The following is a 16,629-nucleotide window of genomic DNA, read 5'->3' on the forward strand; positions in this document are numbered from 1 at the left end:
GGTTTGCGGGCAATTCGCTCATTCTGAAAACCGCCGTACGGCATCTGTACGGCAAGCCCCACGAACTTTGCCGTACAGATTCGGGCCGGTAATGACCCGCGTCGCCGTCAAGTATTTCACCACTCCATGATCTATTCGCCGGTGTAGCGGCGCGATAATGACGCACCCAGTCCCAATGCACGGAGTCGGGCAAGCGAACGCGCCAAGCTCAGGAAAGCTTCGAGGACAAGACCAGGGGGTTGGCAGGCGCGGCAAAAGGTAGCAAGGTGGCGCGACCCGCCAACCGAGTCAAGATCGGCAATTCATTTGCGGTCAGGAATAGGGAGTCAGGAATGAAACAGGCATTTTCTGGCCACTATCGGCCTGAACAAAAAGAAATTGAGCAGATGTGGGCACAAGGAACCTTCGTGTTCGATGCCAATGCACTGCTGAATCTTTATCGCTACACGGACGCAACGCGGGAAGAATTTATTCAGACGTTGGAGGCGCTGCAGGCTCGCGTCTGGATTCCCTATCAAGTCGGCCTGGAGTTCTTTGAAAACCGAGTTGAAGTCATGAACACGGCCCTCTTGGGCTACACGAAACTACGTACCGAACTGACCAAAAGCAGAGACGAATTAAACAAGGTTTTAAATGGATTTCGTCGACATCCTGGGATTGACGTCGAGGACATCTCGCAAAAACTAGACGGCACCTTTTCTGATTTGCAGTCCGCTTTGGAAGCTCAGGAAGCGCACCATCCCGACTGGCTAACAGGCGAAGACCCCGTGCTGCAGCGCCTGAGTGGCGTGTTCGACGGCAGAGTCGGACAGAAACCAGATGCCGCTGAGCACAAGAAGCTCCTCGACCACGCTAAAAGTCGTTTCGACAATTCCCAACCCCCGGGGCTTCGCGATAAAGCCAAAGGAGGCGATCATCAATACGGTGACGCTGTTTTGTGGCTAGAGGTTTTGCAAAAGGCTTCGGATATGAAGTCTGCAATCATTTTCGTCACGGATGATGTAAAGGACGATTGGTGGCAGAGAGTTGGAGGTAAAACAATCGGACCTCTACCGGAATTGAGGCAGGAGCTTTGGGACGTCGCGAACGTACCTCTGCACATGTACAAATGCGATCAATTCCTGAAATACGCGTCAAAGTTTCTGAATCGAAAATTGCCAGAGTCGTCAATCGAAGAGGCAAAGGAAATTCGAAACGAGTTGCGGCAATGGCATGAAGAACGTATCAGGCGCGGGAACGAAATTGCAGAATATGAACGAGACGCGAGACAGATCGATCCTTCAATAGGATTTTTTGGCGGGGCCGGTCAATATTCCGGTCATCGAATACGTACATCGTTACAACGCTACAGAGCGGCGATCGGTAATGCCGACAATATTACTGAAGACCAAAAGAGGCTGCTGACAAGAGTCGACGATATGATCGCGTGTTGGGAGGGCTGGCCTGAGACCAACGCCGAGACCCTTACTATTCTAAAGGCAATTCATGACCTTGCTCAGTCGCTGGGAAAAGCTTAATCGATAGGTAATATTGTCGGTTTGGCTCACCACATGATCCAACACCTATTCGGAAAAGATCGGCTACGACGTCACTCGACGAATGACCGCTCTGCATCCAAATGCCCCGCACAAATCGCAGGGCCGCGACTGGCAGCAACGGGTCGTGAGTACTCGTTCACTCGCATCGGCACCTGACATTCGAGGCTTCGACGGCGCGAACGGCGGCAAAGCGCCTATCAGCTGCCTCACAGTGGCCGACACGCCAACGTCAGCAATGGCCGACGACTTGTCGTCATGCCGAAAGCATTGACACCTTGGAAGCAGCCGCTAACCTCTCGTGAGTACCACAGGGTGTTGAGGGTCGCGAGGCGCCTGATAGATTGATATCCCTTTGTCCGGTCTAAGTTTCAGGCGCTTAGCGGTTGTTGTTTGAACGGCTGTGCGTCAGCTCGCCGACCAAGTGTGGATTCCGTTCGACGCTCGAGCGACGCCTTGCGCTTTTCTTCAGCGGTCGCGATGAAGTCGGACAGTTCGCGCTCCATGGCTGAATCTTTGGCACCCGGTTTCCACGTCGCGGCACTGTGCCGCCTACGCGTAGTTCTAGCCAGCGCGAGTGCTGACATCGCGGCCTTCGCACACTCATATTGGACCTGACCGCAAAGGTCTATCGGCTCGCCGAACTCCCGAAATGCCTCCAAGTACTCTCGGGCAGCGTGCACAGTAGCCGGGTATTCACGCAACTCGGAGATAACTCGGCGGCTCAGGACGTGCCACTGCAGCCTGTCCGGATAGGCAAAAGCAGGGATGGACACGCCCTTGCTGGCTTCGCTGCTGATAGGGCCGACCGGCTCCGCTGCCGCCCAAACAGCCTTATGCATCATTGTCCGACAGCTTCGAGCGTAGCTTTCCAGCGATAACGCCAACTCCAATGCAGTGTCGCGTCGCTGACGCCTGCGCTCCCGGGCATCTCGCGCCGAAATCCACGCTAGTGTCACGACAGAGCCGACTGCTGCCGACGCTAGTGCCAAAGTTATCGGAGCGTTCCAGCTAAGTCGCTGGAGAGATTCAAGCCATTCCTGCCGCATAGAGCGCGCCTCGGAGAAAGAGGTGCACAGAGTATACGCAATCGTTTGCGGGAGTATTCAGCGCAAAAAATGCGGTGTGCATTTTCGCCACAAACGGTTCGATCGGGCGACCCCATCTTGACAGATCGGACCGAACCCTGGTAATCGTCCGCCCAGCATCATCGGAGAGGCCGCCCAAATTTGGCGCTGCTTTACTTCTTTAAGCGGACGGGGCGTCGGCGTTGGTCCGAACGGTGGCAGCGGGTCCGCCTGTTGCCGCTCATGGGAAGTGCCGTTCGATTGCTGGACGATCGACAAGGTTCGGCCAACGACGGGCGATGGCCCACGGTTTCACGCGGACGTTCGGATGCCGGCTCCGCCCAGACAACGGACCTTCGCGCGCGGATCATGTCAGTCGCGTCGTCGGCCGTAGCCGACGTTCAAGTATCGCCCTCGGTCAGACAGCTACAAGTCACTTTCCTGCCGTTCGCGCATCAATGGCCCAAGGTCTGGATTCGACGTCAACGAAAACGTGCTACCGGCTCGTTGCTGCTGGTCGATCCGATGCATTTCAACCCTTTACTTTGAAGGACGGGTTTTCCACGAACTCTTGGCCGATCCGCCGCGGTCGAGTTCATCGAGTGGCTTGTTGACTATCGACCTGACCCGCGGAATCGCGTAGGTTCTGCCGCCAACAACCAAATTCCGAGTGCGCGGGCTCGAATGGCCGCCGGTGCCGAGATCGGCTGATCCGCATTTCGCGCACAGTGCGCGCTGAGCTACTGGCTGATGCAGATCCGCTACATCGATCGAGTGATTGCATATCGAGCACGGGCCGGAGATCCTAGTGCGATTGCCTATCTCTGAGCCAATTCTCTGTCACTTTGAATAGCGGCTCGTCTGTTTGACGGACTGCAACCTCAACTGTCAACGACAAAGTGGCCGCTTACTTGGATGAAAACACGCCGTTCAAGTTGCGGAATCAGCGCAAATAGCACTGATAGTGTTTTCATTTGCTCGGCTGAAATTCCGGACTTGGTCTCTTTGCGGTGTGTCGACATGGCAAATATCGTGGTCGACCTCACGACCATCACCCAGAACTTTTCTGGATATTGCGCCATCGCGTATCGCCTATGAGACGCAACTGATTAAACTAATCGCCGCTCTCCATGTTCCTACCCCGGCATCCCAAGTTCGCACGTCAAATGAAGTCCTGATCGTAGTGCCATCCGCGTATCCGGCTCATGAACGACGGGAAGTCGACGTGCGTTTCTAGCAACTCTCGCGTGGGCAACGATGTGGGCACAAAATGCCCGTCGATGAAACGCGACATCTGCACAATGGCTTCCATCGAGCGCGAGCCGTGAACATAATTATGGGCGTACAGGAACGCACGAATCAGATCCTCGTTGATATTGGCGAATGACACTTTTGAGTCGACCTTCCTGAATATCTCCCCAGCGTGCTGCACTAGCGCAGACCGCAACAAGGTTGCGCGGCGCATCAATATCATTCGGTTGTCTTCGGTGCTCTTGAGGCTTCCACCCTTCGGCGGATTGATGCCTGCGACATCGAGATGACCTCGAAGCCGGCTGATAAAATCCGGCAGCTTGGCCTGCTTCGCACGGTCGGAGGGCAAACTCTCGTAGCTCCGGTCCTCTACCTCGGCACCATGGGAATCGTTATTTTCGCCGAGCGACATCTTGAAATCGTCAAATCGTTGACTGGTTCCTCCAGCGAAGAGAAAGATCGCCCGTCCAACGCGGTAGTCTGCGTCCTTGCCCCTGAACTCACCATCCTGCATGGGAGCAAGAAAATACTTGAGCCATCCGAGCGGAGCACCATTGAGATCAGAGTCAAACTCGTCGAATACCACGAGCGGAACCTCTTGAGCCTTGAGCGCATTGTCCTGGACTTTGTGGAAAGCCTCGGTGAGCTGATCCGTCGATGCGAATTGGGCAAGATTGAAAATCAAGGGCTCGGTTTTTCGGTCAGGGCTGACGCGCTGAATGATCTGTTTCACCGCAAAGGATTTGCCCGCACCCGGCGCACCGAACACTGCGATCGACAAGGGCTTTGTCCATGATGGCGTTGAAAGATATTTGTCGATGAGTTTGGCCAAACTGCTGAAGCGCTCTATCTCGATTGGATCGACGAGCGTTAGCAGCCCGTACTGAGAGAATGGAACGCGTATCACGCTTGTGGGTTTGAAATTGGGCATCCATTCCGGTGTCCAGCTTTTTCTGAGCGGCACTTCGATTCCCTTTTGGACGATCTCGATCAACTTATTGACGAACTCATCTTGTTTGAACTCGTCTACTCTGTTCCATTTTGGCGGATTCTGTTGTTCGAGCTCGAATTTGACCGAAGCTAGCAAATACTCTTCCTTGCCCTTTTGGAATGCCTCGAATAGCTCCGCTCGGCGGCCGGCGCTCAGTATGTTCGCATAGTCCTCGAACGGAGAGCCTTTTGGCGCCTTCAGCAAAAATCCTGCGTCATAGTGATAGTTGTACGCCGCTACGGCCATGCGAATCGCTCCATCCACATCGAGCTTAGCGCCTGAATCCACCGCTGCCCAGCACAGCTCCCTCACGACACTGATTACGATCGTCGCGAATTTTCCGGGAACCCTGCCATACGCACCGGGATGCATTTGGGCGTGCCGATCGCAGTTTGGCCCATAGGTGACAAAACCGTGCTTTTCGTCGAAATCGATGTGAAGAGCACCCGTCTCACGAAACACGATGACCAGATGTCTGCATTTCTTGCGAAACTCCTTGAGGTGAAATCCCGTGCTTCGAATGAGCATCAACACATCATTGACGGAAGACTCGACGGCCCCGCGCTCCATGATTCTCTCGCCGCATTTGCGCAAAGCATCAGCCGCTACGATCACGACAGATTTGTTTCTCAACTCTTCATGGAAACATAGATCGACAGCGTCCCCGAACCAGCTGAGCGCGGAACCATCGGCGCTCTCGGGGGTGAACTGCTCGCGATTGGTCTCATGGTCGTTGATTGCGAGAATCACTCCTCCCTTGCAGGCGCTGCTGATTGTTCTAAACTTCTTTTTCTTCTTTTCGTCCTGTTGGATGCGACTCAGCAACCCCCTGAACCGCGAATCGTGATCATAGACAACCATGATCTGTCGACTGCTTACGGCGTCCTCCGCGCTACTCGCGTTGCCTTCCGCGCCCTCGGATTTCTCCTTAGCGCTTTTAGTACCCGGCCAACGTTCCTTGAAGAACCAGTTGTCGAGAAATGAATCATCGTCGGCGCTCTCGGCGGTATCGTCCGAGCCTCTTATCCTGTCTGACACATACTCGTGCCGCACGCGCAGTCGCTGTTCGCTCTGTAACTTCTTTGTGGCTCCCCGCGGAAAATAATCGAGCACGCTATGCAATTCCCCGAATCCTTTGACGGAAGACAGTGCCTTGTCCCTATAGTCAAGCACGAACTTCGCAGCAGGTCGCGGTGTTGGAGTGTGATTCTGCTTATTCTTTTTCCGTGGTGAGTCCTCGGTCAATGCCTCGTCGATCATCGCTTCAATGAGCGGCTCGTTGATTTCCCGAACATGAGCCGTGAAGTGCCCGCGCTCTTTCTCCGGAGTGAGCACCACATGCCGGACGAGACTGCCAAGCAGGATGATAGGCACTGCAACATCCACATAATACGCCTGAGAAATCATCGGTTCGCTCCTTGCTTCGGACTTGGTCCCCGCCCCGAATTTCGTATAAGGACCCGTTGACGCGCCGCACAACTCTATAGGCATCGAACGATTTGGTTAATCGTCTGATCTAAGCGCGTCTGAATGGGTCCCTCCTTCTTACGGATCTTGTTAGTTTAGTTAACCTTTTCATTTTTAAAAGTCTTCGCGAAAAGCGAGACGGTCTTCGTTCGCCACGAGTTAATAGCGTAAGTTACTGCTCAGCGTGCCAAGGGCGCGATGCAGGGCGTCGAACGCCGCTTCGATCTTCGCGACTGATAAAGTGGCGCGACAAGTTTTTTGACCGACGCCCAACCTCGCCGCATGGGTCGCCCACCGCAAGCCGGTCGAACTTCAATGCAAGTCAGATGATGATAACGAGGTGCTGGCACACATCCGCTTGAATGTCGGGAAAGCGGTCTTTAGTCGACCGATGGATGCTTCTGCTTAAACGCCGGCTCAGGCCGAGTCGAACGCATAGGCTGTCCGGCAGCTTTCCGGACCGAAGCGTTCTCGAGGATGGTGGTACTGCAGAAGCGACGCCGGCACAGGTGCGCCGGTTTTATCCCAGGAGACCCGCGCTGGAGCGCGGCCGCACGAATCCCGATGTAGCATCGTTTCGCGCGGCCAGAACCAGCTGCGCTAGATTTCAGTCTGCTCCGAAATCTCAAGCGCGTCGTCGACTTCGATGCCAAGGTACCTGATTGTGCTTTCAATCTTGCTATGGCCGAGCAGCAACTGCACTGCCCTGAGGTTCTTCGTGCGTTTGTAAATCAGCGTCGCTTTTGTACGGCGCATCGAATGCGTGCCGTACGCTGTCGGATCAAGCCCCGCTGCATCCGCCCATCGACGTATCATCCGGGCGTATTGCCGGGTTGAAAGATGCGGTGACGCCAATAGCCGACTTGGGAAGAGGTACTGGTCGGACCTCAGGGCAGCCTTCTCAAGCCACATGCCGACCGCCTTCCGGGTCGACTCGGTCAGTTCAAACTGGACGGGGCGCTGTGTCTTTCGCTGGATGACTTGCGCCCGCGACAGGACCTGATTGCCGTGCGTGACATCGCGGACTCGCAGACTGACAAGATCACAACCACGCAGTTTGCTGTCGATTGCAAGGTTGAACAGGGCCAGATCTCGGACAGCATGAGCGTTCTGAAGGTAGATCCGGATGGCCCAGACGTCTTTCGGCCTCAGCGGCGGCTTCTGCCCGACCAGCTTACCCTTGTTCCATGCCTCACGGGATTCCCCCCGCGTCACAATGGTTGTCGCCTGGATAAAATTGGAATCTGGGGGCGATAAAGAGAGAACAAGTTGGCGCGTTACGGAAAGACATTCAAGGACAGAGCAGTGGCGCGGTTGCTGCCGCCGGAGAGCGCATCAGTGGAAGAGGTTGCGCGAGAGATCGGTGTGGGCGCGCAGACGCTGGAGCGCTGGCGCAGTGATGCGCTGTCCAGGCCCGCTCGCGAGCGGGCCTGGACAGCGGCCGCGCGTTTCGAAGCGGTGTTGAGCACGGCAGCGATGGACGAGACGGCCCGCAATGCGTGGTGCCGCGAGCATGGCGTGTATCCGCAGGTTCTGGCGCAGTGGCGGCAAGCGGCCACGCAGGCGCTGGCCGAGCCCGAAGAGGCCCGTGCGAGTCCACAGCAAACGAAGCAGGACCAGCGTCGCATCAAGGAACTGGAACGCGAACTGCGGCGCAAGGAGAAAGCACTGGCCGAGGCAGCCGCATTGCTGGTTCTTTCAAAAAAACTCGGGGCGATCTTCAACACGGACAAGGGCGAGGACGAATGATCGGCCTCGAAGATCGCCAGCTCCTGGCCCGGGAAATCGATTCGGCAAGACTGGCTGGCGCACGGTTGCGCCTGGCCTGCGAGGTGGCCGGGATCGACGTGCGTACCCTGCAGCGCTGGAAGGCCAATCAAGGGCTCGTCACTGGCGACGCCAGGCCCGGCGCGATGCGCCTGCTGCCCGCGCACACCTTGAGCCCGCAGGAGCGGGAAAACGTGCTGCGCGTAGCCAGCGAGCCGCGCTTTGCCGACATGCCACCGGCGCGCATCGTGCCGATGCTGGCTGACGAAGGCGTGTACATCGCCAGCGAATCGACCTTTGCGCGCGTGCTGCGCGAGCATGGGCAGATGAGGCGCCGTGGCCGTGCCAGAACTCCTTCGAGCGGCCGGCCGCCGACCACGCACGTTGCAACCGCGCCGCGCCAGGTGTGGTGCTGGGACATGACCTATTTGCCGGCAACGGTCACAGGGCGATGGTTCCACCTGTACCTGATTCTGGACCTGTACAGCCGCAAGATTGTCGGCTGGGAGGTGCACGACAGCGACGCGGCCGAACACGCTGCTCATCTCGTACGTCGTACGGCGCTCTCCGAAGGCATTGCCGCCCTTGAGGCCCGGCCGGTGCTGCACGGCGATAACGGGGCGACGCTGAAGGCCACTACCGTGCTGGCGATGCTGCACTGGCTGGGCATCAAGCCGTCGTACTCGCGCCCCCGGGTCAGCGACGACAACGCCTATGCCGAGGCGCTGTTCCGAACCGCGAAGTACCGGCCGGAGTTTCCGGTCACAGGCTTCGAGGACCTGAACGCTGCTCGCACCTGGGCTGCCGGCTTCGTGCAGTGGTACAACTTCGAGCATCGTCATAGTGGCATCCGCTACGTGACGCCTGCGCAGCGTCACGCCGGTGACGATCGTGCGCTTCTCGCCGCTCGGCATGCACTGTACGAGAGGGCCCGCGAGCGCAATCCGGCCCGCTGGTCGCGCCACACGCGCAACTGGACACCGGTTGGTGCCGTGACGCTTAACCCCGAACGCGACTCAGTCGTCGAGATGGCGTCGATCAGCGCAAATAAACAGCCTCTGGCTGCATGAGTGAGGCGACAACTTGCTTGACGCGCGCCGGATTGTTCGGTTTTCATCTCAATCTCCCACAGGGATGATGGGAGTTCGATTGTGGTATCTGACCTCGACGTCCGCTCTGGCCGGATCTGCCGGGGTTCATACCCGGCCCGGCCAAGTATTGCCTTTCATGGATCTTACGAAGCGTTCACCCGGGCGGCTGGTCCGCAACCGAATGCTGCCCGATGACCTACCGGTAAATTTCGGCCAATGCCGACGTTGGAGAGGACGGGGTTCTACGTCGGCAGTGGGACGGATTGCCGACGGTGGCAGCATCGAGCGGCCGAGCGGCAGTTTTCTGCGTCAGCGAACTCACACTCCCGACCCACAAGGGCCATTCAGCTTGAGCTAATGGATGGCGGCTTTCGGCGCAAAATGAGACGCCGGTAGTCGACGCCGGGTTTGTCGATCGAGCCTCTCCGCGCATGCCTCTGGTCGCAATCATAACGTTCGTGTCGATGCTCCAGACGGGCGACTGGTGACGCCTGGGCGCTACAGCAACTTGCCCCACGAAATGCGGAAGCGCCTCGACACGGACGTACGTTATGCGGGAAACACGTTGCAATTCAGATTTGGGGTGCCTACTATTATCAGACAAACTGAGCTGTCGTTTACCCTCCTGAACGATCGTGCGACAAGCCGTCGAACCATACGTCTGAAAATCTTCGAACGCCTTTACCGGCGGGGGCGCACGCCCACATGCGTGCAGGTGGCGGCCCACCGTTCGAATGCAATTGTAAGAAAAATGTTAAATCCCACATATTGATCGTGCCGATGGGGACACATTAAGATGATCTCCCGGGCGCGCAGTCGGCATCCGGTTAGCGTGAATCATGCGTGAAAGTCGCATTTCGGGAGACACGATTCTGGTCGTCGCGCGAGAACGGTTGAGCTTTCCGGCAAATTGACACCTATCAACAGGAGACAAAGATGCTGAGCCCCCATGAGTTCGCAACCTTGATGCTGATCAAGGACGCGCCCGATCAACTCGGGCTGGATCGTGCGGAGCTGGATATTTTGCTCGAACACCAACTCGTCGCACTCGAAACACTTCCATCCGGCCAGCAACGCCCCCAGATAACCAGCGACGGCGTTTCCATACTCAAAGCTGTCACGCGGTTCGGCTAATGACTTTCGTTAGCGGATCATTGTCCGCCCTATAAAATCCAGCGCCCACCTCCACGGGGCAAGCAATGCAGTTCCTTATCATCGGAATAAGCGGGTCCTCAATAGTACGATAAGTACTACTATTAATTGTCCTGGCGCGTGCAAGGCGCAGTCCGCATTGCGCTCGTGTTTTCCGCCAGTCCGTCCACATGACCGCCGCGCACCTCATTGCTATCCGATTGATCGGAAAGGTGCCAGGTCGCCTCAGGAGTTTCGCGATGAACCTATCGACCCCGGAGCAGATTGCAGCATCCCGGAAGGCCAACCTTGATACCGCTTACGGGCTGGCCACAAAGGTAGTCGAGGGGATTGAAAAGCTGGCCGAACTGAATCTGAAAACGATCCAGTCGACGCTGGCCGAAACCCGGCAGAACGCGCTGAAAGTGTTCTCCGTCAAGGATCCGCAGGAGGGGCTCGCGCTGCAAGCCGCTCTCGTTGCGCCGACGGCGGAAAAAGTGCAGTCGTACAGCCGGCAGCTATTCGAGATCATGTCAGCCACCCAGGGCGAATTCGCGCAGGTCGCGCAGACGCAATACGAGGCGTACCACCGCCGGGTGCAAACGCTTGTCGAGGATGTTGCCAGAAGCGCACCGGCCGGTTCCGAAGCTGCCATCTCCGGATGGAAGTCGGCGATTGGCGCCACCCATGCGCTGGTCGAATCCCTGCAGAAAACCAGTCACCAGGCGGTGCAGGTCGCCGGAAGCAGCTTTGACGCCGTTGCGACCGCTGCATCGAAGACTGCCCGGCGCACTGCCGAGCAAGCGTCGGCGGGCACCAGGCGATAGTGTCCGAAGCGGGCCCGGCGCCCGCGTCAGTCAGTCCAATCAGTTGCGTCATACAAAGGAATCCTGTTGATGTTGGCGCATCTGGACGGCCATCAGGCGAGCATCGCCGTTCCGCGTGAGCGAAGAACGCCCCCTTTTACCGGAGACAGGTGAGATGACGAAACAGGTTGCCCTGGTCACAGGCGGAATGGGCGGACTCGGTGAAGCGATCAGCATCAGACTGCACGATGCCGGCTATGCAGTCGTGGTCACCTGCTCGCCGCAGAATACCGGTGCGGACAGCTGGCTGGCCCGCATGGAAGCCGACGGGCGGCAGTTCCGCGCGTATGCCGTCGATGTCGCCGACTACGACTCGTGCCAACGATGCGCCGAACGGATCAAGGCAGAAGTCGGCCCAGTCGACATCCTGATCAATAACGCCGGCATCACACGGGATGCGGGCTTCAGGAAACTCGACAAAGTCAATTGGGATGCGGTGATCCGCACACCAATCTCGACTCGGTGTTCAACATGACGAAGCCGTGGTGCGACAGCATGGTTGAACGAGGCTGGGGCCGCATCATCAACGTGTCGTCGATCATTGGCAACAAGGGCGGTTTCGGTCAGACGAACTATGCGGCCGCCAAAGCGGGCATGCACGGCTTCACGAAATCACTGGCGCTCGAAGTGGCGAAGAAAGGCGTCACGGTCAACACGATCTCGCCCGGCTATATCGCCACGAAAATGGTCACAGCAGTGCCCCAGGACATTCTGGACAGCAGGATCATTCCGCAGATTCCGGTCGGCCGCCTCGGGCAGCCGGATGAAGTGGCTGCGCTGGTTCTGTACCTGTGCTCGCGTGAGGCGGCTTTCGTGACCGGCGCCAACATCGCGATCAATGGCGGCCAGCACCTGCAGTGAACCACCCGGCTTGCAGCCGGGCGACGGAGGTGAACTGGTCTGCAGCCGGTTCACCGCACAACAGGGATGGCGATGGAAGCCTGCGGCCTGGATGGACGGGCTCCGGTAGATCGCCTGGGTCGGTAACGGCAACCGCGGAGGAGAGCGAAATGAGCGACTCATGGGTAGGCATTGTGATGGGTTCGTCTGTGCTGGTGATCGCATCAATGCTCGTGGCCGGCCACTATCGGCGCGAGCAGCGCCGGCGACAGCTCCTCCGGAACCTTGACCACCACGACTGGTGGGACTGGACCCGCCACTGACATTGAGGAGCCTCAGACCGGAGATGGCCTCGCGGCAACGGGCCGCATATAGCCTCGTGCACCCGTTATCGATCTGTGGCACGTCAACCGAATGGAGGTTGCGTGAGTCGAATCGCCGACAGTGCGCAAAATGGTGCGAGCGAAGTTGGACGGCAATCAACGAGTTCGACATTGAAGTGGCGGTTGAGACTGACTTCAGCTGGAAGATCAGGCGCGGCCTACCGACCAGCCTGGCATATGTGGCGATCATGCGAATCAAGCCCGTCGAGCAGTCCCGGAATATGGGTCACGAATGCAGCATGGCATGAAAAATCCCTTCGTGATACGCGTAGGCGGGACGCTGCGGTCGCAGTAAGTACTGGAACGCGAACGGCTGATCGTCGCCGCACTCCCGCCATCCCGCGCGGCATCTCGATCGGCCGTTCCTGGCCGATAGCGCCCGTTCGATGAACGTTTTATAGAGCGGCCGCTGGAATCTACGGCCGTTGGCTCGCGCTGTCACGCGGACATTCGAGCGTCGGCTGCGCGAGCTACAACGGTCGCTCAAAGTGACTGCGCGCCGACTGGAACTGCACCGGACGCAACGTCGCTCAAACGCGCCGCGATTTTCGTGCGCACTTTCTATTGGGCAGCAGCCGTCTGTTGGACCGCGCCGAGATCTGGCCCGCCCTCGGCGCGCCGCTAGGCGAGCAGGGGCGGCGATATGGCGCGGACGGCTACGGCCCTTCTCTGTATCTGTTCGATCCGAAGGCAATGTGGTGGAACTGAAAGGGCCGCCCGAAGCGGCGCGCGAGGCGCCGCTGCAAGTTGCGGTGTTGAGCCCAACTGAGCCCGCAAGACGCTCAAACGCTTGCCGGAGCCTTCAACACGGTCCACTCGATCGGCACTGGATCGGCCTGCCGAGCCACGCGGCGCCGTCCTGCACGTGCATTGCAGTCGCATGGTCCGTTCGCGAGGCTCCCAAGGTAGCCCATGAACTGGCGGGTGGCGCCGCTTTTGTCGACGGTCACCGTCTCGGGTACACCGTTCTGGGCGATCGATTTCTCAAAGTAACGCCGGGCCGCAGTCTTGTCCCGATGGGCGGCGGGTAGCAGAAAGTCAATGGTGCTGCCGTCCTTGTCAACGGCCCGGTAAAGATACCGCCATTCCCCCTTGACGCGGAGTACGTCTCGTCCATCCGCCAGCTCTTACCCACCGGACGCTTGCGGCGGCGAAACGCTTTCTCCAGCACCGGCAACAGCTTGATGGCCCAGCGGTGCACAGTCGAATGATCGACCCAAACGCCGCGCTCAGCCATCATGTCTTCAAGGTGCCGCAGGCCCAGCGGAGAGGACGCGTAGCAGCGCACGCAAGTCAGAATCACGTCGAGCGGATAATGCAGGCGTTTGAGCACTCGGGCCACCACGGGATTCATCGTCTTCATCGAGCTTTCAGTCGTTCATGTCGTTCATGTCGTTCCGCACGTCATAGCGGACCGGCCTTACTGCAACAGAACCGCCATAGCTTACTGGCCGCCGAACGGTTTCTCGACCGTCAGCTTGGTGGTCACGGAGATGACGCCCGGGACGCCCTTGGTGATTTCGGCCACCTTGTCGATCTGCGATGGGTCGACGACCGTCCCGTAGAGCGTGACTGCACCGCCCTTCGCGACGACACTGATGTTCCCGGCGTTGATCTCCTTGTGCTTCACGATGGCCGAATAGACCTTGCGGCGCAGTGCGCGATTGGCCGCCCGGTCCGATTTGGCCGCCGGTGCGGCCGACGCCGCCGTCGCGGCGCCATTCGACGCCGCGCTCGCTGCGCCTGACTGCGCCGAGACGTGAACCGATGCCAGCGCGAGCAATATGCCGCCGGCCATCCTGAGTGCCATGCTGGTTGTTCTCATTCGATGCTCCGCTTGTCGTAATTCACGGGATCAGAAAACGTGACGGATGCCGATCATCGCTGCGGTGCTCGACGTTCCTTCCGGAACCGGCGCGGCGTATATGATCGTCTGGCTCATGTTGCCCCGGTTGTTGACGTACCCGACCTGTGCGTAGGCGAGGGTGGTCCTGGACAGGTTATATTCGGCGCCCACCGCGAACAGATTCGACTGGTTGGACGAAAAGTTCCGGTCCCTCAGGTAATAGAAGCCCGACGAGACCTTGAAGAATGGGGTGAACTGGTAGCCGAGGCCGGCGGAGATCATCTCGAAGCTGTCTTGACTGCTTTTCGCCGGATTCTTGCCCATGGCGTATGACGTCGACACCGAAACATTGTAAAACGTGTATTGCGCGCCAACGTACCAGAACCGGTTGTTGTTCAGGCCTGTCGCCGGGGTCACGGCACCGTTGGGCGCAAACGGGTTGGCGTCGTGTCCGTTGTAGTACACCCCCGCCACGTTGAGGCCGTAGTTCGAATACTTGAGCACGGCCGACTCGCGCGTGCCGCCTTGAAACTTCCCGGCGACGCCGCCCGGCGCGTACTCGAGCGCAAGCGATGCGCCGTAGAATTTCGGCGACTGGTAGACGATCGCATTGTCGTCATACAGCGCGCCGATCGAGCCGTTCGTGCTGGTGCCCGGCCAGCCCGCGGCCTGGTTCAGGCCGAGCCACGCGGTCAGGATGCTGCCGAAGTATTGGGCGTTCCGTACGTCGGTGTCCGCCATCGCGTAGATCATCGGCAGGATCTGCCGGCCCAGGTCGAGCGTGCCGTACGGACTCGACACGCCCACCGTCGTCTGCTCGTTGAACATCGCGGTGGCGGTCGGCGTGCCGGCCAGTCCGGCCCTCCCGGTGGGCGTGTTGAACGACCCCTGCAGCTTGAAGTTGATCTTGTAGCCGCCCCCGATGTCCTCGGTGCCCTTCAAGCCCCAGAGGCTCGCATAGATGCCGCCGTCCTTGAGCTCGTAGACATGCCCGAGATTCACCTTCGACTGAAAGTTGCTCGCGTTCGCCCTCTGATACAGGAACCCGGTATCGAGTAGGCCGTACAGCGTCACCGACGATTGCGCATGTGCTGCGCTCGCGAACACCACAAGCGCTGCAGCGCCACTCCACTTCGATTTCATTTCGGTCTCCTACTTGTGTCGCGATCGCGGGACACTTCCGGCAGGCGTACGGCTAGTGGTGGAATGAAACTGGCCCGGGCGTTTCTACCGGCATCGGTTGGTCAGGAAGCACTCCCCATGCTTAGATCGTGCTCCTCCATTCGGGCTGATGGCCCTGGGACTGCTGGCGAGCGGTTCAAACAGTGACAGCAAGGCGCACCCTCAGCGGTTGTAGAGGCCGGTCAGGGTGGCCATGGCGAGCGTGTTCTGGTAGATCAAGAAGCGCACCACCGCGTTGGGCGCGTTGGCCGGCGGCTCCAGCTTCTGCACACCCAGCGCGTGCACGGTGAAAATATAGCGGTGCGCCGGCAAGCCCTTGGGCGGGCAGGGACCGCCGTAGCCGGTGGCGCCGTCGTTGGTGGCCTGAGTGCCGCTGGCGCCCAGGTCAGTGGCGCCGGGTGAGCCGAGGCCCGCGACGAGCTGGGTGACGGACAAATCGATATCAAACAGGATCCAGTGCCAGAAGCCGCTGCCGGTCGGTGCGTCCGGGTCGTACAGGGTCAACGCGAAGCTTTTGGTGCCTGCCGGCGCGCCGTGCCAATGCAGCGCGGGCGAACGGTTCTGGCCGGTCCCGTCGAAGCCATCGAACTCATGCACCAGTTGCAGCCGTTCCTGATCCTTGAATTCAGGCGATATAACTGTGAAGATGCTCACGCCATTTCCTTTGATTTACTTGATTTGAGAACCAGGAAAGCTGCATCGCCCGGATGTGCTCCAGAACCGATGCACCTATTTGTCATGGCGCCGCTTCCTCTAGCTGCGCCACGGCATCCCCTCACACGACACCTTCGGCCGCCGACGATTATTCAATCGTGTCTACCCATTGATTCCGTCATGCGGACAGGTCCGCGATAACCCGGGCATAGACGGCGCCCATTTCCGTCACTGTCGGATTGCGGCGCAGCGTCAGGCCGCCATTGACCTGCAAGTTCTGTCCCGTCATGAAGCACACGTCGCTTGCCAACCAGAGAGCCGCCTCGGCGACGTCGCGCACAGTGCCAATACGTCCGAGCGGATAGCCGGCCTCGAAGGCTCGCACTATTTCGGGGATGTTCAGGGCGTCACCCGACATCGGCGTGCGAGTGATGCCAGGAGAGATTGAATTGGCGCTCTTCATGAAACTGTCCTCCCCCAACGTTCATCCTCATTTCGCAGTCTCCAGGCTCGGGTTTATCGACCGTTGCGAATTGATCTGGTCGGTGTCGCCGGACG

The 16,629-nt window shown here is 58.8% G+C and carries 13 protein-coding genes and 3 pseudogenes; 7 read left to right on the top strand and 9 right to left on the bottom strand.

The window, feature by feature from the left end; all coding sequences use genetic code 11:
- The first annotated feature begins 332 nt into the window (after nucleotides 1-332).
- Entirely contained in the window at nucleotides 333-1,517 is a 1,185-nt protein-coding gene (locus tag OKW35_RS17410) for a PIN-like domain-containing protein (RefSeq protein ID WP_429552681.1), read from the top strand.
- Nucleotides 1,518-1,906: 389 nt separating this feature from the next.
- On the opposite strand, the gene OKW35_RS17415 is transcribed toward OKW35_RS17410, so the two are convergent.
- From OKW35_RS17415 to OKW35_RS17430, 4 genes are all read right to left on the bottom strand, one after another.
- On the bottom strand, nucleotides 1,907-2,041 hold the full coding sequence (locus OKW35_RS17415) for a hypothetical protein (protein ID WP_429445220.1): 135 nt from the start codon (nucleotides 2,039-2,041) through the stop codon (nucleotides 1,907-1,909).
- Nucleotides 2,042-3,483: 1,442 nt separating this feature from the next.
- Nucleotides 3,484-3,684 (bottom strand): hypothetical protein, encoded by a 201-nt coding sequence (locus tag OKW35_RS17420; protein ID WP_429552682.1) that lies wholly within the window; start codon nucleotides 3,682-3,684, stop codon nucleotides 3,484-3,486.
- A gap of 80 nt (nucleotides 3,685-3,764) precedes the next feature.
- Entirely contained in the window at nucleotides 3,765-6,251 is a 2,487-nt protein-coding gene (locus OKW35_RS17425) for a hypothetical protein (protein WP_429552683.1), read from the bottom strand.
- 660 nt (nucleotides 6,252-6,911) lie between these two features.
- Nucleotides 6,912-7,526: a tyrosine-type recombinase/integrase gene (locus OKW35_RS17430; RefSeq protein WP_429552684.1), complete on the bottom strand. Its 615-nt coding sequence runs from the start codon at nucleotides 7,524-7,526 to the stop codon at nucleotides 6,912-6,914.
- Nucleotides 7,527-7,580: 54 nt separating this feature from the next.
- Here OKW35_RS17430 and OKW35_RS17435 point away from each other — a divergent pair.
- The 6 genes and pseudogenes from OKW35_RS17435 to OKW35_RS17460 all read left to right on the top strand — a co-directional run.
- Nucleotides 7,581-9,148, top strand: a protein-coding gene (locus tag OKW35_RS17435; RefSeq protein ID WP_429552685.1) for an IS3 family transposase whose coding sequence is annotated in 2 segments (ribosomal slippage) — nucleotides 7,581-8,019 and nucleotides 8,019-9,148 — 1,569 coding nt in all. Because the reading frame shifts where the segments join, the coding sequence is not laid out codon by codon here.
- Nucleotides 9,149-10,105: 957 nt separating this feature from the next.
- Complete coding sequence (locus OKW35_RS17440; RefSeq protein ID WP_090812124.1) at nucleotides 10,106-10,303, top strand: hypothetical protein; 198 nt, start codon at nucleotides 10,106-10,108, stop codon at nucleotides 10,301-10,303.
- A 257-nt stretch (nucleotides 10,304-10,560) separates the two neighbouring features.
- On the top strand, nucleotides 10,561-11,127 hold the full coding sequence (phaP, locus tag OKW35_RS17445; protein ID WP_429552686.1) for a TIGR01841 family phasin: 567 nt from the start codon (nucleotides 10,561-10,563) through the stop codon (nucleotides 11,125-11,127).
- A gap of 154 nt (nucleotides 11,128-11,281) precedes the next feature.
- A pseudogene (phbB, locus tag OKW35_RS17450) lies at nucleotides 11,282-12,027 on the top strand (acetoacetyl-CoA reductase).
- 149 nt (nucleotides 12,028-12,176) lie between these two features.
- Nucleotides 12,177-12,329: a hypothetical protein gene (locus OKW35_RS17455; protein WP_167368824.1), complete on the top strand. Its 153-nt coding sequence runs from the start codon at nucleotides 12,177-12,179 to the stop codon at nucleotides 12,327-12,329.
- A 666-nt stretch (nucleotides 12,330-12,995) separates the two neighbouring features.
- Nucleotides 12,996-13,114, top strand: a pseudogene (locus OKW35_RS17460) (VOC family protein); the annotation flags it as partial.
- Nucleotides 13,115-13,315: 201 nt separating this feature from the next.
- Here OKW35_RS17460 and OKW35_RS17465 read toward each other — a convergent pair.
- The 5 genes and pseudogenes from OKW35_RS17465 to OKW35_RS17485 all read right to left on the bottom strand — a co-directional run.
- Nucleotides 13,316-13,752: pseudogene (locus tag OKW35_RS17465) on the bottom strand (IS6 family transposase); the annotation flags it as partial.
- Between the two features lie 81 nt (nucleotides 13,753-13,833).
- Nucleotides 13,834-14,214, bottom strand: coding sequence for a BON domain-containing protein (locus OKW35_RS17470; RefSeq protein WP_429552687.1), 381 nt, complete (start codon nucleotides 14,212-14,214; stop codon nucleotides 13,834-13,836).
- 30 nt (nucleotides 14,215-14,244) lie between these two features.
- Nucleotides 14,245-15,378, bottom strand: a complete 1,134-nt coding sequence (locus tag OKW35_RS17475) for a porin (protein ID WP_429552688.1) — start codon at nucleotides 15,376-15,378, stop codon at nucleotides 14,245-14,247.
- A 201-nt stretch (nucleotides 15,379-15,579) separates the two neighbouring features.
- Nucleotides 15,580-16,071, bottom strand: a complete 492-nt coding sequence (locus tag OKW35_RS17480; RefSeq protein ID WP_429552689.1) for a YbhB/YbcL family Raf kinase inhibitor-like protein — start codon at nucleotides 16,069-16,071, stop codon at nucleotides 15,580-15,582.
- A 178-nt stretch (nucleotides 16,072-16,249) separates the two neighbouring features.
- Nucleotides 16,250-16,534, bottom strand: a complete 285-nt coding sequence (locus tag OKW35_RS17485; RefSeq protein WP_429552690.1) for an SDR family oxidoreductase — start codon at nucleotides 16,532-16,534, stop codon at nucleotides 16,250-16,252.
- Nucleotides 16,535-16,629 lie beyond the last annotated feature (95 nt).

The sequence above is a fragment of the Paraburkholderia sp. MM5477-R1 genome (assembly GCF_050436385.1).
Lineage (GTDB): Bacteria > Pseudomonadota > Gammaproteobacteria > Burkholderiales > Burkholderiaceae > Paraburkholderia > Paraburkholderia tuberum.